At 67.5% G+C, this 19,844-nt stretch carries 19 protein-coding genes; 10 read left to right on the top strand and 9 right to left on the bottom strand.

Annotated features, from left to right (window positions below; genetic code table 11):
- Positions 1-52 precede the first annotated feature (52 nt).
- The 4 genes from ACSYS9_RS10320 to ACSYS9_RS10335 all read left to right on the top strand — a co-directional run bounded on the left by ACSYS9_RS10320 (position 53) and on the right by ACSYS9_RS10335 (position 5,536).
- The gene (locus ACSYS9_RS10320) at positions 53-1,201 is read left to right on the top strand and encodes an efflux RND transporter periplasmic adaptor subunit (protein ID WP_032128781.1); all 1,149 of its coding nucleotides are present in this window, start codon (positions 53-55) and stop codon (positions 1,199-1,201) included.
- Positions 1,202-1,237: 36 nt separating this feature from the next.
- Complete coding sequence (locus ACSYS9_RS10325) at positions 1,238-4,387, top strand: multidrug efflux RND transporter permease subunit (protein WP_071229297.1); 3,150 nt, start codon at positions 1,238-1,240, stop codon at positions 4,385-4,387.
- Positions 4,368-4,760 carry a nuclear transport factor 2 family protein gene (locus tag ACSYS9_RS10330; RefSeq protein ID WP_071229298.1) on the top strand — a complete coding sequence of 131 codons (393 nt, stop codon included), beginning with the start codon at positions 4,368-4,370 and terminating at the stop codon, positions 4,758-4,760. The genes ACSYS9_RS10325 and ACSYS9_RS10330 overlap by 20 nt, the downstream gene beginning before the upstream one ends.
- An 83-nt stretch (positions 4,761-4,843) precedes the next feature.
- Positions 4,844-5,536, top strand: coding sequence for a COG3650 family protein (locus ACSYS9_RS10335; RefSeq protein ID WP_071229299.1), 693 nt, complete (start codon positions 4,844-4,846; stop codon positions 5,534-5,536).
- Between the two features lie 154 nt (positions 5,537-5,690).
- Here ACSYS9_RS10335 and yeiP read toward each other — a convergent pair whose 3' ends face one another.
- From yeiP to ACSYS9_RS10360, 5 genes are all read right to left on the bottom strand, one after another.
- On the bottom strand, positions 5,691-6,257 hold the full coding sequence (gene yeiP / locus ACSYS9_RS10340; RefSeq protein ID WP_005409468.1) for an elongation factor P-like protein YeiP: 567 nt from the start codon (positions 6,255-6,257) through the stop codon (positions 5,691-5,693).
- 49 nt (positions 6,258-6,306) lie between these two features.
- Entirely contained in the window at positions 6,307-7,077 is a 771-nt protein-coding gene (locus ACSYS9_RS10345; protein WP_049457458.1) for an SDR family oxidoreductase, read from the bottom strand.
- A 100-nt stretch (positions 7,078-7,177) separates the two neighbouring features.
- Positions 7,178-8,074: a hydroxymethylglutaryl-CoA lyase gene (locus tag ACSYS9_RS10350; protein ID WP_071229300.1), complete on the bottom strand. Its 897-nt coding sequence runs from the start codon at positions 8,072-8,074 to the stop codon at positions 7,178-7,180.
- Positions 8,071-8,472: a VOC family protein gene (locus ACSYS9_RS10355; RefSeq protein WP_071229301.1), complete on the bottom strand. Its 402-nt coding sequence runs from the start codon at positions 8,470-8,472 to the stop codon at positions 8,071-8,073. Before ACSYS9_RS10355 ends, ACSYS9_RS10350 begins: the two co-directional genes overlap by 4 nt.
- A gap of 2 nt (positions 8,473-8,474) precedes the next feature.
- Entirely contained in the window at positions 8,475-9,263 is a 789-nt protein-coding gene (locus ACSYS9_RS10360) for an enoyl-CoA hydratase-related protein (protein ID WP_032128789.1), read from the bottom strand.
- Positions 9,264-9,382: 119 nt separating this feature from the next.
- Here ACSYS9_RS10360 and ACSYS9_RS10365 point away from each other — a divergent pair, with 119 nt between their 5' ends.
- The 3 genes from ACSYS9_RS10365 to ACSYS9_RS10375 are packed head-to-tail and all read left to right on the top strand — an operon-like array spanning position 9,383 to position 11,753.
- A complete protein-coding gene (locus ACSYS9_RS10365) occupies positions 9,383-9,637 on the top strand; it encodes a FeoA family protein (protein ID WP_032128790.1) in 255 nt (84 codons plus the stop codon).
- On the top strand, positions 9,634-11,499 hold the full coding sequence (gene feoB, locus ACSYS9_RS10370) for a ferrous iron transporter B (protein WP_049400127.1): 1,866 nt from the start codon (positions 9,634-9,636) through the stop codon (positions 11,497-11,499). Before ACSYS9_RS10365 ends, feoB begins: the two co-directional genes overlap by 4 nt.
- Positions 11,499-11,753, top strand: coding sequence for a DUF6587 family protein (locus tag ACSYS9_RS10375; RefSeq protein ID WP_071229302.1), 255 nt, complete (start codon positions 11,499-11,501; stop codon positions 11,751-11,753). Before feoB ends, ACSYS9_RS10375 begins: the two co-directional genes overlap by 1 nt.
- Before the next feature lie 69 nt (positions 11,754-11,822).
- Here the strand turns inward: ACSYS9_RS10375 and ACSYS9_RS10380 are convergent, their stop codons facing one another.
- The 4 genes from ACSYS9_RS10380 to ACSYS9_RS10395 form a co-directional block, all read right to left on the bottom strand.
- Positions 11,823-12,284 (bottom strand): DUF4304 domain-containing protein, encoded by a 462-nt coding sequence (locus ACSYS9_RS10380; protein WP_071229303.1) that lies wholly within the window; start codon positions 12,282-12,284, stop codon positions 11,823-11,825.
- 115 nt (positions 12,285-12,399) lie between these two features.
- Positions 12,400-12,981, bottom strand: coding sequence for an NAD(P)H-dependent oxidoreductase (locus tag ACSYS9_RS10385; RefSeq protein WP_071229333.1), 582 nt, complete (start codon positions 12,979-12,981; stop codon positions 12,400-12,402).
- Between the two features lie 55 nt (positions 12,982-13,036).
- Positions 13,037-13,432, bottom strand: coding sequence for a MerR family transcriptional regulator (locus tag ACSYS9_RS10390; protein ID WP_071229304.1), 396 nt, complete (start codon positions 13,430-13,432; stop codon positions 13,037-13,039).
- Between the two features lie 4 nt (positions 13,433-13,436).
- On the bottom strand, positions 13,437-14,198 hold the full coding sequence (locus ACSYS9_RS10395; RefSeq protein WP_428992381.1) for a 3-oxoacyl-ACP reductase: 762 nt from the start codon (positions 14,196-14,198) through the stop codon (positions 13,437-13,439).
- A gap of 138 nt (positions 14,199-14,336) precedes the next feature.
- On the opposite strand from ACSYS9_RS10395, the gene ACSYS9_RS10400 reads away from it, so the two are divergent.
- The 3 genes from ACSYS9_RS10400 (at position 14,337) to carB (ending at position 19,844) form a co-directional block, all read left to right on the top strand.
- A complete protein-coding gene (locus ACSYS9_RS10400; protein ID WP_032128797.1) occupies positions 14,337-15,017 on the top strand; it encodes a 4-hydroxy-tetrahydrodipicolinate reductase in 681 nt (226 codons plus the stop codon).
- 308 nt (positions 15,018-15,325) lie between these two features.
- Positions 15,326-16,453 (top strand): glutamine-hydrolyzing carbamoyl-phosphate synthase small subunit, encoded by a 1,128-nt coding sequence (carA, locus tag ACSYS9_RS10405; protein ID WP_071229306.1) that lies wholly within the window; start codon positions 15,326-15,328, stop codon positions 16,451-16,453.
- Between the two features lie 148 nt (positions 16,454-16,601).
- Positions 16,602-19,844, top strand: a complete 3,243-nt coding sequence (gene carB / locus ACSYS9_RS10410) for a carbamoyl-phosphate synthase large subunit (RefSeq protein ID WP_071229307.1) — start codon at positions 16,602-16,604, stop codon at positions 19,842-19,844.

A 19,844-nucleotide genomic window follows, 5' to 3' on the forward strand; every position in this document is an offset into this window, starting at 1 on the left:
ACACTGGGTTCTTCAGAACCTATCAGCCGCCCGCGCGGCATTGTGCACAGCAATGAGAACCTTCAGGACTCCGGTCGCGTTGATCGCGGCCCTCGCCCTGGCCATGACGGCCTGCTCCACCCCCGAAGCCACGCCCGAAGCCGCACCCCGCGTGAGCGTGGTTACCGTCGGCCCGCAGGTGGTGCAGCGTGACGACGAACTGCCTGGCCGCGTGGCCGCCGTGCGCACCGCGCAGATCCGAGCGCAGGTGGGTGGCATCGTGCAGCGCCGGCTGTTTGACCAGGGCGCGGAAGTAGACGCCGGCCAGGCCCTGTTCCAGATCGATCCGGCGGCCTTCCGTGCCGATGTCGATTCGGCACTGGCCGCGCTGCAGCGCAGTGAGGCCGCCCTGGGCCGCAGTCGCGTGCAGTCGCAGCGCCTGCATGCACTGGCCGCGGCACAGGCCGTCAGCCAGCAGCATCGCGACGATGCCAGTGCCGAGTACGAACAGGCCCGTGCCGCGGTGAATGAAGCGCGCGCGATCCTGGCCCGTCGCCAGCTCGACCTGCGCTATGCCACGGTCAGCGCGCCGATTGCCGGCCGCATCGACCAGGCGCTGGTGACCGAAGGTGCACTGGTCGGCGTGGCCGATGCCGAGCCGATGGCGGTGGTACAGCAGATCGACCAGGTCTACGTCGATGTGCGCCAGCCGGCGGCCCAGCTGGAATCGCTGCAGCGCAGTGCTGCCGGTGGTGGCGAGCTGCCGGTGACGATCATCGGTGCCGCCGGCAAGCCGCTGTCCGAGCGTGGCCAGATGCTGTTCTCCGGCATCAACGTCGATGCGCGTACCGGTGATGTGATCCTCCGCATCCTGGTCGACAACCCGCAGCGCCAGCTGCTGCCCGGCATGTACGTGCGCGCGAAAGTGCCGCGGGGTGCACCGGCCAGTGCGCTGACCGTGCCGCAGCAGGCCGTGCTGCGCAGCGCCGGTGGCCAGGCTTATGCCTGGGTGATCGGTGGCGACGGCAAGGCGGTGATCCGCACGCTGGAGGTCGACGGCAGCGTTGATCGCCAGTGGCTGGTGCGCACCGGTCTGAAGGCGGGCGAAAAGGTGGTGGTCGAGGGCCAGGAGCGCCTGCAGGAAGGCGTGGTGGTCGATGCGCGCGACTGGCAGGTGCCGGTCGCCAGCGCCGGCGCGGTGCAGGCCGGCAGCAAGGGCTGAGCCTTTCCCGGGCCAGCCCCTCCAGGAAAATCCAACATGGCACGTTTCTTCATCGATCGCCCGGTGTTCGCCTGGGTGCTGGCGATCTTCATCATCCTGGCCGGCGTACTGGCGATTCCGCGCTTGGCCGTGGAGCGCTATCCGGCGGTCGCGCCGCCCAGTGTCAGCATCTATGCCAGCTACCCGGGTGCCAGCCCGCAGACGCTGAATGATGCGGTGGTCGGGCTGATCGAGCGCGAGCTGTCCAGCGTCAAGCACCTGCTGTACTTCGAATCGTCGGTGGACACCTCCGGCGAAGCCTCGATCACTGCGACCTTCAAGCCCGGTACCAACCCGGAGCTGGCGCAGGTGGACGTGCAGAACCGGATCAAGGCGATCGAGCCGCGCCTGCCGCGCAGCGTGCGCCAGAACGGCCTGTTCGTGGAGGCCGCCGATTCCGGCTTCCTGATGCTGGTCGGCCTGCGTTCGCCGGATGCCAGCGTCAGCGAAGCCGCGCTGGGCGATTTCATGGCGCGCAACATCATCGAAGAGCTGCGCCGCATCGATGGCGTCGGCCGCGTGCAGCTGTTCGGTGCCGAACAGGCGATGCGCGTTTGGCTGGACCCGACCCGGTTGACCGGCTACGGCCTGACCATGGGCGATGTGGCCACCGCCATCGAGCAGCAGAACCTGGAGATCTCGCCAGGACGCATCGGTGATTCGCCGGGTGTTCCGGGCCAGCGCATCACCGTGCCGTTGAGTGCCGACGGGCAGCTGTCCACGCCGGAGCAGTTCGCAGCCATCGTGCTGCGCGCCGGGGCAGACGGTTCACGGGTGGTGCTGGGCGATGTCGCCCGCGTCGAACTGGGCGCGCAGAGCTATGCGTGGGGCACCCGCGAGGATGGCCACCCAGCGACCGCCGCCGGGGTGCAGTTGCGTCCTGGCGCGAACGCAGTGCGCACCGCGTCGGCGGTACGCGAGCGCATGGCCGAACTGGCGCCGCTGCTGCCGCGCGGCGTGGAGTCGAGCATTCCGTTCGACACCGCACCGTTCGTGAAGATCTCGATCCAGAAGGTGGTGCAGACGCTGCTGGAGGCCATGCTGCTGGTGTTCGCGGTGATGTACCTGTTCCTGCAGAACTGGCGCTACACGCTGATTCCGGCGCTGGTCGCACCGATCGCGCTGCTCGGCACCTTCGCGGTGATGCTGGCACTGGGCTTCTCGATCAACGTGCTGACCATGTTCGGCATGGTGCTGGCGATCGGCATCATCGTCGACGACGCCATCGTGGTGGTCGAGGGCGTGGAACGGATCATGGCCGAGGAAGGACTGCCGCCGCGCGAGGCTACCATCAAGGCGATGCGCGAGCTGACCGGTGCGGTGATCGGCATCACCCTGGTGCTGACCGCCGTGTTCATTCCGATGGCGTTGGCCAGCGGCTCGGTGGGCGCGATCTACCGCCAGTTCACCGTGGCGATGGCGGTGTCGATCCTGTTCTCGGCGCTGCTGGCATTGAGCCTGACGCCGGCGCTGTGCGCGACCCTGCTGCGCCCGAACACCCATGGCCATCATGGTCGTAGCGGGCTGTTCGGCGCCTTCAACCGTGGCTTCGAACGGATGACCGGGCGTTACCAGCGTGGTGTGGCGTCGGTGCTGCAGCGCAGTGGGCGGGTCATGGGCGTGTTCGCCGCGCTGGTGGCGGCGCTGCTGCTGGGCCTGCACTGGCTGCCGGGCGCCTTCCTGCCGGAAGAGGACCAGGGCTACTTCATGACCTCGATCCAGCTGCCGGCCGAAGCCACCGCCGAACGCACGCTGGCCGTGGTCGAAGCCTACGAACGGCATGTGGCGTCACGCCCGGGCATCGGCTCCAACCAGTCGATCCTCGGCTACAGCTTCTCCGGTTCCGGCCCGAGCGCGGCACTGACCTACACGATGCTGAAGGATTGGGGCGAGCGTGCAGGGGCCACCGCGGCCGGCGAAGTGGAGGCCGCGCAGAAGGCGATGGCGACGATTGCCGAGGGCGAGGTGATGAGCGTGATGCCGCCGGCGATCGACAGCCTGGGCCGTTCGTCCGGCTTCTCGCTCGCCCTGCAGGCGCGTACCGGGCAGAGCCAGGCAGAGCTGCGTGCGGCCCTGCAGCAGCTGCTGAAGCTGGCCGAGGCCAGCCCGCTGCTGTCGGAGGTGCATGCCGATGGCCTGCCAGCAGGTACCAGCGTGCGGCTAGACATCGACCGCGCCAAGGCCGAGGCGATGGGCGTGGGGTTCGAGCAGATCAGCAGCACGCTGTCGGCGGCGATGGGCTCGCAGTACGTCAACGACTTCCCCAACAAGGGGCGGCTGCAGCAGGTGATCCTGCAGGCCGATGCACCCCAACGGATGGAGCTGGAGGATGTGCTGAGGCTGTACGTGCGCAACAGCGAAGGCGGCATGGTGGCGTTGTCGGAACTGGTGACGCCGCACTGGACCGAGGCGCCGCTGCAGCTGCAGCGCTATCTCGGCTTCCCGGCGCTGAACCTGTCCGGCGCACCGGCCTCCGGCGTGTCGACCGGCCAGGCCATGGCGGAGATGGAGCGGTTGGCGGAGAAGCTGCCGTCCGGTTTTGCCCTGCAGTGGACCAGCCAGTCGCTGCAGGAGCGGGAGTCCGGTGCGCAGGCGCCGTGGTTGCTGCTGTTGTCGATGCTGGTGGTGTTCCTGGTGCTGGCGGCACTGTACGAGAGCTGGTCGATCCCGCTGGCGGTGATGCTGGTGGTGCCGCTGGGCCTGCTGGGTGCGGTTGCTGCGGTGCTGTTGCGGGGCATGCCCAACGACGTGTTCTTCAAGGTCGGCATGATCACCGTGATCGGGCTGTCGGCGAAGAACGCGATCCTCATCGTCGAGTTCGCGCGCCAGCTGCAGCAGCAGGGTCGCGGCCTGGTGGAAGCAGCGCTGGAGGCGGCGCGTCTGCGCCTGCGGCCGATCGTGATGACCTCGTTGGCATTCGCGCTGGGCGTGGTGCCGCTGATGCTGGCGCAGGGCGCGTCGAAGGAAACCCAGCAGGCGATTGGAACCGGTGTGTTCGGCGGCATGGTCAGTGCGACCGTGCTGGCGGTGTTCTTCGTACCGGTCTTCTATGTAGTAGTGCAGGGCGCGCGGCAGTGGATCGCGCAACGCCTGCGCAGGCGCCGGCCGATGCCGGAAGGATCCGTGGATGGAACGGGACATCGTTGAAGACCTGCATGAGCGGCAGCTGGCAGCGCTGGAACAGCGCCTGCGGCAGGCATTGCTGGATGACGACCACGATGCGCTGACCGCGCTGGTATCGCCGGCCTTGTTCATGATGGATGGGCAGGGCGGGCGCATGCTCGATCTGCCCTGGCTGGGCGACTGGCTGGCCGGGAACCTGCGGGTGAGCAGCCTGCAATCGTACGCGGTGGAAACGCTGCTGTGCGGACGCCTGGCATTGTTGTCCAGTGACGTGCGCTTGTCGGTGCGCGGGCAGGGCCAGGAGCGCGAGCTGAAACTGCGTCTGCTGCGGGTGTGGACCTGCAGTTCAGGCGAAAGCGGCGCGCAGCTGTTGTCGATGGCGGTACTGGCCGCATGAGCGCGGTCAGGCCGCTTTCAGGCCCCGCTCACCGACAGGTGGTAGGGTCGAGCCTCTCTGTAGTGTCGACAAGGAGTCGAGCCATGCGTGTAGTTCCCAGTCTGTTGGCAGCCTCCCTCGGGTTGGTGCTGGCCGCGTGCCAGCCGGCCCAGCCGCCCGCCGCAGGCGGCAATGACGCCCCGCCTGCCGCGCCGCAGCCGAGCGCCAGCACCGAAGGTGGCAGCGAGACCACGTACCAGTGTGGTGATCTGAGCGTGCGCGCGACCTTCAATGGCGAGGATGCGGCCACGGTGGTGATCGGCGAACGCACCTTCGCCATGAGCTCCGAGCGTGCGGCGTCGGGTGCCAAGTACGGCGATGGCAAGGGCAACAGCTTCTGGACCAAGGGCAGCGATGACGGCCTGTTGAGCCTGAAGGGCGAAGCCGATCGCGAGTGCCATGCGGTCGAAGCCACTGAAGGCGATGGCAGTGCCGGCAATGCCGCATTCCGTGCCACAGGCAATGAGCCGGGCTGGCTGGCGGTTGTCGACGGCGACACGCCGGGCCTGCAGGTGGAAGTGGATTACGGTGAGCGTCGTTTCGATGTCGCCCAGCCCACCGCAGGTGCTGACGGCTGGAGTGGCAAGGCGTCTGATGGCACCGACGTCAAGCTCAGCTTCCAGCGCACGACCTGCCAGGATGACATGAGTGGCGAGGCGTTCGAGGCCAAGGTGAACCTGACCATCGGCACCCGCCAGTACCACGGCTGCGGCAATTTCGGCGCGAAGCAGCCGTAAGCTACCTGTAGAGCCGAGCCACGCTCGGCTGCAGTCCCTGTCCAACGCACAGCAGCCGAGCGTGGGCTCGGTGCTACACGACTGCTACATCCGATGGCCTGCCTGCGGCGAATGCGCCGCAGGCAGGGACAGGCAGCCGATCAGCGCGAGGCGATTAGTCGGCACGGCCCGCGAATTCGCCGGTGGCGGTGTTCACCAGCACGCGTTCGCCGTTGACGATGTACTCCGGCACCATGATCTCGATGCCGGTGTTGAGCTTGGCCGGCTTCGGGCGCTTGGTGGCGGTGCCGCCCTTCAGTTCCGGCGGGGTTTCAATCACTTCCAGCACCACCGAGGCCGGCAGCTGGATCGCCACCGGCTGCTCGTCGATCACCTGCACGTAGATGCCGGTCAGGCCGTCGGTGATGTAGCCGGCGTCGTCGCCGATCACGTCCGCGTCCAGGGTGTACGGGGTGTAGTCCTCGTCATCGAGGAACACGAACGCATCGCCGTCCTTGTACGAATAGGTGGACTGGCGGCGCAGCAGTTCGACCTCGACCAGGTTGTCGTCGGCATCGAAGCTGGCATCGAGCTTGTTGCCGCCCGGCACGCTGTACATGATGAAGCGGAAGCGGACGTTGCCGCCGCGACCCTGCGGCGAGCTGCGCTCGATGTCGCGGATCTGGTACACGCCGTTGTTGTACTCGACGACGTTGCCCTTCTTGATGTCGTTGGCTTTCATGGTGATCTAGGTCGTTGGGGGAGGGCGCCGTCCCGGCGCCCGGGGGGAATCACTTCGGAGCGAGGCGGGTAGCGCCGTCCAGGCGGATGGTCTCGCCATTGAGGTAGGTGTTGCCGAGGATGAAGCCGACCAGGCTGGCGAAGTCTTCCGGCTTGCCCAGGCGCGACGGGAACGGGATCGACGCGGCCAGCGACTGCTGCACCGCCTCGGGCATGCCATCGACCATCGGCGTCCAGAACACGCCCGGGGCGATGGTGTTGACGCGGATGCCGAAGCGCGACAGTTCGCGCGCCATCGGCAGCGTCATCGACACCACGCCGCCCTTGCTGGCGGCGTACGCGGCCTGGCCGATCTGGCCTTCGTAGGCGGCGATGCTGGCGGTATTGATGATCACGCCGCGCTCGCCGTCGGTGCCGGCTTCGTTGTGCTGCATGCGGTTGGCCGCGGCCTTTGCAACGTTGAAGCTACCGACCAGGTTGACCATCACCGTGCCCTGGAAGCCGGCCAGCGGCATCGGGCCTTCTTTGCCCAGCACGCGGCCGGCGCCGAGGATGCCGGCGCAGTTCATCGCCACGTTCAGGCCGCCGAGGAAATCGTGGGCCTGGTCGATGGCTGCCGAGACGGCCGCTTCATCACTGACGTTGACGTTGAAGTAGCGGGCCTTGTCGGCACCCAGCCCGGCAACGGCAGCAGCACCCTTGTCGTCGTTGAGGTCGAACAGGGCCACCTTGCCGCCCTGGGCGACGAGGTGCTGGGCCACGGCCAGGCCGAGGCCGGAGACGCCGCCAGTGATCACGGCACGTACGGAAGACAGCTGCATTGCACGGTCCTGCAGGTTCGAGAACCGCCGATTCTAACGGAAGCCGCGACCGCCGCTGTTGTGCACTGCGCCGCCGCTGCAGGGCGGCGCAGCGCGGCGGTCAGCCGGCGGCGGCCAGTGCCTGGCCGGTGCGGCTGGCGGTGGCGCGGCCGAGCAGGCCGGCCAGCCAGCGGCCGGTCTCGGCCAGTGCCGGCAGGTCCACGCCGCTGTCCAGGCCCAGGCCCTGCAGCAGGTAGACCACGTCCTCGCTGGCGACATTGCCGCTGGCGCCCTTGGCATACGGGCAGCCACCGGCGCCAGACACCGCGCTGTCGACCACGCGCACGCCTTCTTCCAGGCAGGTGGCGATGTTGGCGATGGCCTGGCCATAGGTGTCGTGGAAGTGCACGGCCAGTGCCGCCATCGGAATCTCGGCGGCAACCGCCTGCAGCATCGCCCGCGCCTTGCGCGGGGTGCCGACGCCGATGGTGTCGCCCAGCGAGATTTCGTAACAGCCCATCTGGTGCAGGGCACGCGCCACCCGCACCACGTCGGCCAGTGGCACCTCGCCCTGGTAGGGGCAGCCGAGCACGGTGGAGACATAGCCGCGCACGCGCACGCCATCGGCGGCGGCGCGGCGCAGGATCGGCTCGAACCGGGCCAGCGATTCGTCGATGCCGGCATTGGTGTTGGTGCGGTTGAACGCCTCGGACGCTGCGGTGAACACCGCCACTTCCTCCACGCCCACCGCACGGGCGCGGTCGTAGCCCTGTTCGTTCGGCACCAGTACCGGGTAGTGGATGCCGGGCCGGCGCTGGATGCCGGCGTAGACCTCGGCGGCATCGGCCAGCTGCGGGATCCACTTCGGGCTGACGAAGCTGGTCGCCTCGATGCTGCGCAGGCCGGTGCCCGACAGGCGGTTGATCAGTTCGATCTTGTCGGCGGTGGACACCGACTGCTTTTCGTTCTGCAGACCGTCACGCGGGCCGACCTCGACGATGCGGACGTAGTCGCTCATGCGGCCACCTCGTCGGCAGGGCGGTGGCATACCGCCTCGATGTTGTTGCCATCCGGGTCGAGCACGAAGGCGCCGTAGTAGTCGGGGTGGTACCACGGGCGCAGGCCCGGCGCGCCGTTGTCGCGACCGCCGGCGGCGAGGGCAGCGGCATGGAAGGCGTCCACCTGGGTGCGGCTGGTGCAGGCGAAGGCCACGTGCACACCGTGGCTGGCGGTGCCGCCATTGCCGAGCCAGAAGAACGGCTTGCCCTCGCTGCCGAAGCCGATGTGGTCGTGCGCGCCGGTCTGTTCGGCGGTGACTTCCATCACCACGCCGATCTGCAGCGGCGCCAGCGCCTGCAGGAAGAAGGTCTTGCTGCGCGCCAGGTCGGCGCTGGTCAAACCAAGATGATCGAGCATGTTCAGGCTTCCGTGACCCAGTGGGGCGCGCGCTTGTCGAGGAAGGCGCCCAGGCCTTCCTGGCCCTCGGCGGACACCCGCAGGCGCGCGATCAGGGCGGCATTATCGCGATCCAGGGCGTCGCGGTCATGGCTGTCACGCACCTGCCGCACCAGCTGCTTGGCGCTGGAAGAAGCGATCGGGCCGGCCTTGTCGAGCAGGGCCAGCTGGCGCTGCACGGCCTCGTCCAGGCGCTCGGGCTCGACCAGCTGGTGGACCAGGCCGATGCGCAGTGCGGTATCGGCATCGAAGTGTTCGCCGGTGGCGAACCAGCGACGGGCCTGGCGCGGGCCGATGGCCTCGATCACGTAGGGCGAGATCACCGCTGGCAGCAGGCCGAGGCGGCTTTCGGTCAGGCCGAAGCGGGCCGCGGTGCTGGCGATGGCGATGTCGCAGCAGGCGACCAGGCCGACGCCGCCACCGAAGGCCGCGCCGTGGACCCGGGCCAGGGTCGGCTTGGGCAGCTCGTCCAGGGTGCGCATCAGCCGCGCCAGGGCCAGCGAGTCCTCGCGGTTGTCGGCCTCGCTGGCGGCGGCCATGCCACGCATCCACTGCATGTCGGCGCCGGCCGAGAAGGAGGCGCCGTGGCCGGCCACCACTACCGCGCGCACCGCGTCGTCGCGTCCGGCGGCTTCGAGGGCGGCGGTCAGCCGCGCTATCAAGCCGGCGTCAAAGGCATTGTGCAGCTCGGGCCGGTTCAGCCAGAGGGTGAGGACGGCGCCGCTGCGCTCGATCTGCAAAGCATCGTTCATGGGATTCCAGGGTCACTCCATACCTGTATGGATCATAGCGGGCCATTGGTCATGGGCCATGACGCGACGCGGGAATGTTAGAATCGAGAACCATTTACATCCAGCAGAGAATGCGCTAGATGACGCTGTCCGAACTGCCGCTGCACGCCTCGGCCGTGGTCGAGTCCGTGCAGGACCTCCATGCCAACGATGCCATCGCCCGTCGCCTGCGCGAGCTGGGTTTCGTGAAGGGCGAGGAAGTGCGCCTGGTGGCCAAGGGCCCGGTCGGTGGCGAGCCGCTGCTGGTGCAGGTCGGGTTCACCCGGTTTGCGCTGCGTATCAGTGAAGCCAAGCGCGTCGTGGTCGACGCCAACCGCCAGGAGCGTCGCGCATGACCGCTGCAACTTCTACCGCGCCCCTGCGCATTGCGCTGGTCGGTAACCCCAACAGCGGCAAGACCGCGCTGTTCAACCAGCTGACCGGCAGCCGGCAGAAGGTTGCCAACTACACCGGCGTCACCGTCGAGCGCAAGGAAGGTCGCCTGCGCGCGCCGTCCGGTCGCGAGTTCGCCGTACTCGATCTGCCCGGTGCCTACAGCCTGCACCCGGCCAGCCTGGACGAGGCGATCACCCGTGACCTGTGCCGGGGCTTCTATCCGGGCGAGGCTGCACCGGACGTGCTGCTGTGCGTGATCGACGCCACCAACCTGCGCCTGCACCTGCGCTTCGCGCTGGAACTGCGCGAGCTGGGCAAGCCGATGGTGGTTGCGCTGAACATGGTCGATGCGGCCCAGCGCCGTGGCATCCAGGTGGACGTGGCCGCGCTGGAGCGCGAGCTGGGCGTGCCGGTGGTGGAAACCGTGGCGGTGCGCAAGCAGGGCGCCAAAGCCCTGGTCGAGCGCCTCGATGCGATGGTGCCGCACCTGGATGCGCCGGTGCCGGGCCCGGAAGGTGGCATCGACTACCACGCCAAGGTGCGCGAGATCCTGTCAGTGGCCGTGCGCATGCCGGCGCGGACCGCCAAAGTCGACGACGCGCTGGACCGCTGGCTGCTGCACCCGGTGTTCGGCCTGATCAGCCTGGCGGTGGTGATGTTCCTGATCTTCCAGGCGGTGTATGCCTGGGCGACACCGTTGATGGACGGCATCGAGGCCGGTTTCGCCTGGCTTGGTGCGTTTGTTGGCAGCGTGCTGCCGGAAGGCCCGCTGGCCAGCCTGCTGACTGACGGCATCATCGCCGGTGTGGGTGGCGTGGTGGTGTTCCTGCCGCAGATCCTGATCCTGTTCTTCTTCATCCTGGTGCTGGAGGAATCCGGCTACCTGCCGCGTGCGGCGTTCCTGCTCGACCGCATGATGGCCGCCGCCGGCCTGTCCGGCCGCTCGTTCATCCCGCTGCTGTCCAGCTTCGCCTGCGCGGTGCCGGGCATCATGTCCACGCGCAGCATCCAGGACCCGCGTGACCGCCTGGCCACGATCCTGGTCGCGCCGCTGATGACCTGCTCGGCACGCCTGCCGGTGTATGCGCTGCTGATTGGCGCGTTCATCCCGCAGAAGACGGTGTGGGGCGTGTTCAACCAGCAGGGCCTGGTGCTGTTCGGCCTGTATGCGGCGGGCATCCTCAGTGCGCTGGCGATGTCGTGGATCATGAAGAAGTGGCGCCGCGACAAGAGCGAGCACCCGCTGATGCTGGAGCTGCCGTCATACCGCCTGCCGCACGTGCGCGACCTGGCGGTCGGCCTGTACGAGCGCGGCATGATCTTCCTCAAGCGTGTCGGCGGCATCATCCTGGCGCTGACCATCCTGCTGTGGGTGCTGCTGTCGTTCCCGGCGGCTCCGGCCGGCGCCACCATGCCGGCCATCGATTACAGCTATGCGGGCCAGATCGGCCATGCGATGGCGGTGTTCTTCGCGCCGCTGGGCTTCAACTGGCAGATCTGCATCGCGCTGATTCCGGGCCTGGCCGCGCGCGAAGTGGCGGTGTCCTCGCTGGCGACCGTGTACGCGCTGTCCGCAGCCGATGACGATGCCGCCAGCCAGGCACTGACCCCGCTGATCAGCGACGGCTGGTCGCTGGCCACCGCGCTGTCGCTGCTGGTCTGGTACATCTACGCCCCGATGTGCATCTCGACGCTGGCCACCATCAAGCGCGAGACCAATTCGTGGAAGACGATGGCCTTCTCGGCGTTCTACCTGTTTGCTGCGGCCTACGTGGCGGCGCTGATCACCTACCAGGTGACCAAGGCGCTGGGAGGCGGCTGATGGATACCGGCCTGCTGATCCAGTACCTGATCATCGCGGTGGCCGTACTGGTCAGTGCCTGGGTGGTGTTGAAGAAGCAGTTCCCCGGCACCGTGCGCAAGCTGCGCGGGGCGCTGGCGCTGGCCCTGCTGAAGCCGGGCCGCGCTGCCTGGCTGCAGGCGCTGGGGCGGAAGATCGCACCGCCGGTGAGCGGAGGCGGTGGCGCCTGTGGCGGTTGCGACAGCTGCGGGCCGACGCCGCCCAAACAGCACTGAATGTGTCCTGGTAGGTGCGAACCTTGGTTCGCACACTCCTGGAGTCCATCCACGCATGGCGTGGATCTACTAGACCTCTCTGCGGATGATCGCCCGGAAGTTCCCGTCCTGATTCAACCGCCGCACCGACTCGCGGTTTCCATGGGTTGCCGCGAAGCCCGCCACGTCGGCAAGGGCATCGAGCAGCAGGCATTTCATCCCATCGCGATTGCCGGCCTCCAGCAGATCATCCAGATCCTGCTGGATGAAAGCCCGGCGCAGGCCGGGCGTCTCTTCGATCCGCCAGTCGACATGGGGCGTGGGAATGCTGGAGCGGTACCGGAAAGCCGTTTCAAGATCGTCAGGCGCAAGGGGATGCTCGAGCAGTTCTGGAAAGTAGAGCCCGGCATTCACATAGAAGCCCCGGCTTTCGCTGGCGCGCTGGTGATTCACGACAAGCAGGGCGGCATCCAGCAAGCGGTAGCGGGTCGTCGACGTGCCGGAAAAGCCGGTCTTCCTGGCGCACTTGCTGAAGACAGTCGAGGATTTCATGGGCGTTGCCTGGGCCGGAAGAGGGCCCTCAGCCTTGAGGCACGGTGCCTGGCGGTCAATTGGCAAACGCGACACATGGAACGTGGCCGGCATTTCATCCACGCATGGCGTGGATCTACCTGCCGCGTGAACCCAGCTCTGCTGCCAACGCCAGCCACTTGCTGCGTTTTGCTGGGGTACTGCTGCGCACCGCACCGAGACGGCTGACACGCACCGGGCGGATGCCGCAGAATTCCAGGAGGGGGGCGCGGATCTGGGTGATGCCCGGGTCGCGGTAGATCCAGCGGTAGTACCAGGGCGGCGTATCCAGCGTGGTGATCACCCGCGCGCTGCGCCCGGCCAGCAGCCGGTCCCACCACACCGAATCGCGCCGGTAGCGGAAGGCGTACCCCGACAACAGCACGCGATCGAAGAAGCCCTTCAGCAGCGCCGGCATCGCACCCCACCAGGTGGGATAGACCAGCACCAGGTGATCGCAGGCCTCGATCGCTTCCGCCGCGTCCTGCAGGTCGGCTTCCAGCGGCTGGATCTGGCGGTAGCCACGCCGCAGCACCGGATCGAACTCGAGTTCACCCAATGCGATCAAGCGCACCCAGTGGCCGGCATTCTCGGCGGCGGTGGCGTAGCGCTGGGCGAGGGCGCCGCACAGGCTGTCGCGGTCGGGATGGCCGAGCAGGATCAGGATGGAACGGGACACGGCAACCTCGGGCAATGGAAAGTGCGCGAGGCTGCGGTCTGCCCCAAGGGCAGAGTCAAGCCTGGGTCGTGCAGCCGCTGGGTTCCAGCACGCAGTCATTGCTGCCGGAGAGCAGCCACTGCTGCAGTTCGTCGCTGACCTGCTGCAGGTCGAGTTCGACCTGCGCCAGCCGTGCCCGCTCGCTGGCAATGCGGCTGCGCTGCTGCTCAAGCAGGGCCAGCACTGCCTGCCAGTCGAGCCGCCCGTCGCGGCCCTGCAGGCGCGAGATTGCCGCCAGGGTGATACCCAGCCCCAGCGCCTGGCGGATCAGCTGCACCCAGGCCACGTCCTGTTCTCTGTAGTCGCGGTAGCGGTTCAGTCGTGGCACCGGCGGCAGCAGGCCGCGCGCCTCGTACAGTCGGATGGCCTTGGCGCTGGCACCGGTCAGGCGGCTGACCTCGGAGATGCGCATCGGCTTAGTCCCGCACCAGTCCGCCATCCACCACCAGGTTCTGGCCGGTCACCGCGCGTGACCACGGGCTGGCGAAGAACAGCGCGGCATCGGCGAATTCGGCCGGGGTGGTGACGCTGCGCAGCGGGGTGTTGGCGGCGATGTAGTCGAATACCGCTTCGGGCGTGGCGGAACTGGCATCGGTGGTGCGCAGCAGGCCGCCGGACAGCATGTTGACGGTGATGCCATGCGGGCCGAGGTCGCCGGCCAGGGTGCGGGTCAGCGACAGCAGTGCGGCCTTGGCGGCGGTGTAGTCGTGGTAGGGCACCACCGGGTTCTGGAACAGGTTGGTGCCGATGTTGATCACGCGGCCGAAGCGGCGGGCCTGCATGCCGGGCAGGGCGGCCTGCACGGTGTTCAGTGCGCCACGCACGCTGCCCTCGAACTGCGCCTGGAAGGCCGGCCAGCCGATTTCCGCGGCGCCGTCGCGGGCATCGCCATTGAACGAGAAAGCGGCCAGCGCGTTGTTGACCACGGTGGTGACACCTTGGCCGAAGTGGGCCAGCGCGTGCTGCAGCATCGCATCGACCTGGGCGCGGTCGGTGACGTCGGCCGGCAGCGCGATCGCCTGTCCGCCCAGCTCAGTGGCCAGCGTACGTGCGGCGGCTTCGCTGCGGTGGTAGTTGATGATGACGCGGGCGCCCTGGGCGGCGAAGGCGCGGGCGATGTGCTTGCCAAGGCCGCGGCCGGCGCCAGTGACCAGCACCAGCTGTTCGCTGATCTGCATGAAGGAGCTGCCATCCATTGCATGAAAGGGCATGCAGCGTAGCAGCGATGGCGCTTGCCGGAGCGGGCGTGCTGCCGCTAGCCTGCAGGCATGAACCAGACTCCCCTGCGATTGCTCATTCACGGTGCCTCCGGGCGCATGGGCCAGGCCCTGCTGCGGCTGGCCGCCGAACATCCCGAAACCCTGCAGATCGTGGCTGCGGTAACCGGCCGCGCGCCGACCCAGCGCGTGGTCGACGGCGTGCCGTTCTTCGGCGCCAGCGAACTGCCTGGCGCGCCGGTGTTCGATGTGGCGATCGACTTCAGCCTGCCGGAGGGCTTCGACCCGATGCTGGCGCTGTGCGTGGAGCGGGGTGCGGGCCTGGTCTCGGGCACTACTGGCATCTCCAGCACACAGCGGCAGGCGCTGGAGGCCGCGGCGGCGTCCATCCCGCTGGTCTGGGCGTCGAATTTCAGCCTGGGCGTGGCGGTACTGGACGAGCTGGTCGAGCGCGCGGCGCAGGCGCTGGCCGGCTGGGACTGCGACATCGTCGAATCGCACCACACGCAGAAGAAGGACGCGCCGTCGGGTACCGCGCTGACCCTGGGCGCGGCCGCGCAGCGGGGTGGGGCGGAGCCGCATTACGCCAGCCTGCGTGCCGGTGACATCGTCGGCGAGCATCTGGTGCAGTTCACAGGACTGGGTGAGCGCATCGAGCTGGTGCACCGGGCCACCAACCGCGACATCTTCGCCCGCGGCGCCCTGTTTGCCGCCCGCCAGCTGCAGGGCCGCGCCCCGGGTAGCTACCGGGTGCGGGACCTGCTGGACGGCCCCCGGTAACGGTCCAGGCCGATGGTAGATGCCAACCTTGGTTGGCAGGCTTTCCGGGAAGCGCCAACCAAGGTTGGCGTCTACCAGGGTCATGGCGGCCCGCATACGCCGCCGGATTGAAATGAATGCGCAATCGCCTGTTCATGAAGTGCGATAACCGCTGGCGCGAGCGCCCCGGCAGCGCTACAATTCGCACTCGCCGAATCACGAAAGCCGGACCGGTCCCAGACCGCACGTCCGCGCTTTTTTGCAACCGGATTTCCGTGAAGCGCAGGCGTGACTTCGGCAGCCCCCTCGGTAGCCAAAGTGAGATTCCCGTGACCCAAGCCGCAATCCTCGTCCTCGAAGACGGCACCGTATTCGAGGGCGAATCCGTAGGCGCGCCCGGCCTGTCCGTCGGTGAGGTGGTGTTCAACACCGCCATGACCGGCTACCAGGAAGTGCTGACCGACCCGTCCTACGCCCGGCAGATGGTCATGCTGACCTATCCGCATATCGGTAACACCGGCATGACCGACCAGGACAATGAAGCGTCCAAGGTGTGGTCGGCCGGCCTGATCGTGCGCGATGTTCCCCGCCGTCCCAGCAACTGGCGCAGCCAGGTGTCGCTGCAGGACTGGCTGATCCAGCGTGGCGTGGTCGCCATCGCCGGCATCGACACCCGCAAGCTGACCCGCATCCTGCGCGAGAAGGGCGCGCAGAACGGTGCGCTGATGGCCGGTGACATCGACGTGGAAAAGGCACTGGAAGCCGCCCGCAAGTTCCCGGGGCTGAAGGGCATGGATCTGGCCAAGGTCGTCACTACCGAGAAGACCTACACCTGGACCGAGGGCCAGCTGGACCTGGATGCCAACGCCTTCGTCAACGTGCCGGCCAAGTACAAGGTCGTGGCCTACGATTTCGGCGTGAAGACCAACATCCTGCGCATGCTGGCCGAGCGCGGCTGCGAAGTGACCGTGGTGCCGGCGCAGACCCCGGCCGCCGAAGTGCTGGCGCTGAAGCCGGATGGCGTGTTCCTGTCCAATGGCCCGGGTGACCCGGAACCGTGCGACTACGCCATCGAAGCGATCAAGACCTTCATCGACGTGAAGATCCCAACCTTCGGCATCTGCCTGGGCCACCAGCTGCTGGGCCTGGCCTCGGGCGCGCAGACCATGAAGATGGGCCACGGCCACCACGGTGCCAACCACCCGGTGCAGGACCTGGACAGCGGCCGGGTGATGATCACCTCGCAGAACCACGGCTTCGCGATCGATGAAGCGACCCTGCCGGCGACCCTGCGCGTGACCCACCGCTCGCTGTTCGATGGCACCAACCAGGGTGTCGCCCGCACCGACGTGCCGGCGTTCTCGTTCCAGGGCCACCCGGAAGCGTCGCCGGGCCCGACCGATGTCGGTCCGCTGTTCGACCGCTTCGTGGTGCTGATGGAGCAGGCCAAGGCGTGATCAGTACGCCGCCGGCCCCCCGGTGGCGTCGCGATGGACCGTAAACCCCGCAACGCTGCTGCCGCTGGCGCGGCGCTGCGGATCAAGATTCCTGATCGACAGCGTGCGATCACCCCCCTTGTCACGCTGTACTGACTTAGAGAAGAAAATGCCCAAGCGCACTGACCTCAAGACCATCCTCATCATCGGTGCTGGCCCGATCGTCATCGGCCAGGCCTGCGAGTTCGACTACTCCGGCGCCCAGGCCTGCAAGGCCCTGCGTGACGAGGGTTACCGCGTGGTGCTGGTCAACAGCAACCCGGCCACGATCATGACGGACCCGGAGATGGCCGACGCCGTCTACATCGAGCCGATCAACTGGCAGACGGTCGAGAAGATCATCGCCAAGGAAAAGCCCGATGCGCTGCTGCCGACCATGGGTGGCCAGACCGCGTTGAACTGCGCGCTGGACCTGGCCGACAACGGCGTGCTGGAGAAGTACAACGTCGAGCTGATCGGCGCCAAACGCGAAGCGATCCGCATGGCCGAAGACCGCGAGCTGTTCCGCGTCGCCATGGGTGAGATCGGCCTGGAATGCCCGACCGCCGCCGTCGCCCATACCCTGGACGAAGCGCTGGAAATCCAGACCCGCGTCGGCTACCCGACCATCATCCGCCCCAGCTTCACCCTGGGCGGCAGCGGTGGCGGCATCGCCTACAACCGCGAAGAGCTGGTCGAGATCGTCAGCCGCGGCCTGGAACTGTCGCCGACCACCGAAGTGCTGGTGGAAGAGTCGGTGCTGGGCTGGAAGGAGTTCGAGATGGAAGTGGTCCGCGATACCGCGGACAACTGCATCATCGTCTGCTCGATCGAGAACCTGGACCCGATGGGCGTGCACACCGGTGACTCGATCACCGTGGCGCCGGCGCAGACCCTGACCGACAAGGAATACCAGCGCCTGCGCGATGCCTCCATCGCCGTGCTGCGCAAGATCGGCGTCGATACCGGTGGCTCGAACGTGCAGTTCGGCATCAACCCGAAGACCGGCCGCGTGGTCGTCATCGAGATGAACCCGCGCGTGTCGCGTTCCTCGGCGCTGGCCTCCAAGGCCACCGGCTTCCCGATCGCCAAGGTCGCCGCCAAGCTGGCCGTGGGTTACACCCTGGACGAACTGAAGAACGAAATCACCGGTGGCCTGACCCCGGCCTCGTTCGAGCCGTCGATCGACTACGTCGTCACCAAGATCCCGCGTTTCGCTTTCGAGAAGTTCCCGGCCGCCGATGCCCGCCTGACCACCCAGATGAAGTCGGTGGGCGAGGTGATGGCAATGGGCCGTACCTTCCAGGAGTCGGTGCAGAAGGCGCTGCGTGGCCTGGAAACCGGCAAGGTCGGCTTCGACCCGACCGGCCTGGACCTGAGCAACGAAGAAGACCTGCAGACCCTGCGCCGCGAGCTGAAGGCCCCGGGCCCGGAGCGCCTGTTCTTCGTCGCCGATGCGTTCCGTGCCGGCATGAGCGTGGAAGAGATCTACGCACTGTCGTTCATCGATCACTGGTTCCTGGACCAGATCGAGGAAATCATCGCTGCCGAAGCTGACGTCGCTGCCGGTGGCATCGACGCGCTGGACGCCGCCCGCCTGCGCAAGCTGAAGCGCGCTGGCTTCTCCGACGCGCGCCTGGCGCAGCTGACCGGCACCAACGAAGCCGCCATCCGCGCGCTGCGTCGTGCGCACAAGGTGCGCCCGGTCTACAAGCGCGTCGATTCCTGCGCCGGTGAGTTCTCCACCGGTACCGCCTACCTGTACTCGACCTACGAGGACGAGTGCGAGGCCGCGCCGAGCAACCGCGACAAGATCATGATCCTGGGCGGTGGCCCGAACCGCATCGGCCAGGGCATCGAGTTCGACTACTGCTGCGTGCACGCAGCACTGGCACTGCGCGAGGATGGCTATGAAACCATCATGGTCAACTGCAACCCGGAAACCGTGTCGACCGACTATGACACCTCCGACCGCCTGTACTTCGAGCCGCTGACCCTGGAAGACGTGCTGGAAATCGTCGAACTGGAACAGCCGAAGGGCGTGATCGTGCAGTACGGCGGCCAGACCCCGCTGAAGCTGGCGCGCGCGCTGGAAGCCAACGGCGTGCCGGTGATCGGCACCAGCCCGGACTCCATCGACCTGGCCGAAGACCGTGAGCGCTTCCAGCAGCTGGTCGACAAGCTGGGCCTGAAGCAGCCGCCGAACCGCATCGCCCGCAACGACCAGGAAGCCCTGCTGCTGGCCCGCGAGATCGGCTACCCGCTGGTGGTGCGCCCGAGCTACGTGCTGGGCGGCCGTGCGATGGAGATCGTCTACGGCGAAGCCGACCTGGCCCGCTACGTGCGCGACGCGGTGAAGGTGTCCAACGATTCGCCGGTGCTGCTGGACCGCTTCCTCGACAACGCCGTGGAGTGCGACGTCGACATCATTGCCGATGCCCAGGGCAACGTCCTGATCGGCGGCGTGATGGAGCACATCGAAGAAGCCGGCGTGCACTCGGGCGATTCTTCGTGCTCGCTGCCGCCGTACTCGCTGTCGGCTGAAACCCAGGCCGAGCTGCGTCGCCAGGTGGTGGAACTGGCCAAGGCCCTGAACGTGGTCGGCCTGATGAACACCCAGTTCGCGATCCAGACCAGCGATGAAGGTGCCGACACCATCTACCTGCTGGAAGTGAACCCGCGTGCCTCGCGCACCGTGCCGTTCGTGTCCAAGGCCACCGGCATGCCGCTGGCCAAGATCGCCGCCCGCTGCATGGCCGGCAAGACCCTGGCCGAGCAGGGCGCGACCAAGGAAATCGTGCCGGACTACTACTCGGTGAAGGAGGCGATCTTCCCGTTCGCCAAGTTCCAGGGCGTCGACCCGATCCTCGGGCCGGAGATGCGCTCCACCGGTGAGGTGATGGGCGTCGGCCGCACCTTCAACGCTGCCTTCGCGCGTGCGCAGGAAGCCGGTGGCATCAAGGCACCGCCGGTCGGCAAGGCCTTCGTCTCGGTCCGCGATCCGGACAAGAAGCGCGTGCTGCCGGTGGCCAAGGCGCTGCTGGCGCGTGGCTACAGCCTGGTCGCCACCCGTGGCACCGCCGCGTGGCTGCAGCAGCACGGCATGGACTGCGAGATCATCAACAAGGTGGTCGAAGGCCGTCCGCACATCGTCGACTCGATCAAGAACGGCGAGATCGTCTACATCGTCAACACGACCGAAGGTCGTTCGGCGATCAACGACTCGTTCTCGATCCGTCGCGAGGCGCTGCAGCATCGCGTCACCTACTCGACCACCATTGCCGGCGCCAAGGCGCTGGTGGATTCACTGGAATTCCGCGGCACCGGCCCCGTCTGGTCGCTGCAGGAGCTGCACAAGGAGTTGAATGCATGA

Source organism: Stenotrophomonas sp. STK17_22 (assembly GCF_051983905.1).
GTDB lineage: Bacteria > Pseudomonadota > Gammaproteobacteria > Xanthomonadales > Xanthomonadaceae > Stenotrophomonas > Stenotrophomonas maltophilia_A.

What these genes read in the sequence shown, in the direction of transcription:
- ACSYS9_RS10320 (WP_032128781.1), top strand. Translation starts at nt 53, where the DNA reads ATGAGAACCTTCAGGACTCCGGTCGCGTTGATCGCGGCCCTCGCCCTG.
- ACSYS9_RS10325 (WP_071229297.1), top strand. Translation starts at nt 1,238, where the DNA reads ATGGCACGTTTCTTCATCGATCGCCCGGTGTTCGCCTGGGTGCTGGCG.
- ACSYS9_RS10330 (WP_071229298.1), top strand. Translation starts at nt 4,368, where the DNA reads ATGGAACGGGACATCGTTGAAGACCTGCATGAGCGGCAGCTGGCAGCG.
- ACSYS9_RS10335 (WP_071229299.1), top strand. Translation starts at nt 4,844, where the DNA reads ATGCGTGTAGTTCCCAGTCTGTTGGCAGCCTCCCTCGGGTTGGTGCTG.
- yeiP (WP_005409468.1), bottom strand. Translation starts at nt 6,257, where the DNA reads ATGAAAGCCAACGACATCAAGAAGGGCAACGTCGTCGAGTACAACAAC.
- ACSYS9_RS10345 (WP_049457458.1), bottom strand. Translation starts at nt 7,077, where the DNA reads ATGCAGCTGTCTTCCGTACGTGCCGTGATCACTGGCGGCGTCTCCGGC.
- ACSYS9_RS10350 (WP_071229300.1), bottom strand. Translation starts at nt 8,074, where the DNA reads ATGAGCGACTACGTCCGCATCGTCGAGGTCGGCCCGCGTGACGGTCTG.
- ACSYS9_RS10355 (WP_071229301.1), bottom strand. Translation starts at nt 8,472, where the DNA reads ATGCTCGATCATCTTGGTTTGACCAGCGCCGACCTGGCGCGCAGCAAG.
- ACSYS9_RS10360 (WP_032128789.1), bottom strand. Translation starts at nt 9,263, where the DNA reads ATGAACGATGCTTTGCAGATCGAGCGCAGCGGCGCCGTCCTCACCCTC.
- ACSYS9_RS10365 (WP_032128790.1), top strand. Translation starts at nt 9,383, where the DNA reads ATGACGCTGTCCGAACTGCCGCTGCACGCCTCGGCCGTGGTCGAGTCC.
- feoB (WP_049400127.1), top strand. Translation starts at nt 9,634, where the DNA reads ATGACCGCTGCAACTTCTACCGCGCCCCTGCGCATTGCGCTGGTCGGT.
- ACSYS9_RS10375 (WP_071229302.1), top strand. Translation starts at nt 11,499, where the DNA reads ATGGATACCGGCCTGCTGATCCAGTACCTGATCATCGCGGTGGCCGTA.
- ACSYS9_RS10380 (WP_071229303.1), bottom strand. Translation starts at nt 12,284, where the DNA reads ATGAAATCCTCGACTGTCTTCAGCAAGTGCGCCAGGAAGACCGGCTTT.
- ACSYS9_RS10390 (WP_071229304.1), bottom strand. Translation starts at nt 13,432, where the DNA reads ATGCGCATCTCCGAGGTCAGCCGCCTGACCGGTGCCAGCGCCAAGGCC.
- ACSYS9_RS10395 (WP_428992381.1), bottom strand. Translation starts at nt 14,198, where the DNA reads ATGCAGATCAGCGAACAGCTGGTGCTGGTCACTGGCGCCGGCCGCGGC.
- ACSYS9_RS10400 (WP_032128797.1), top strand. Translation starts at nt 14,337, where the DNA reads ATGGGCCAGGCCCTGCTGCGGCTGGCCGCCGAACATCCCGAAACCCTG.
- carB (WP_071229307.1), top strand. Translation starts at nt 16,602, where the DNA reads ATGCCCAAGCGCACTGACCTCAAGACCATCCTCATCATCGGTGCTGGC.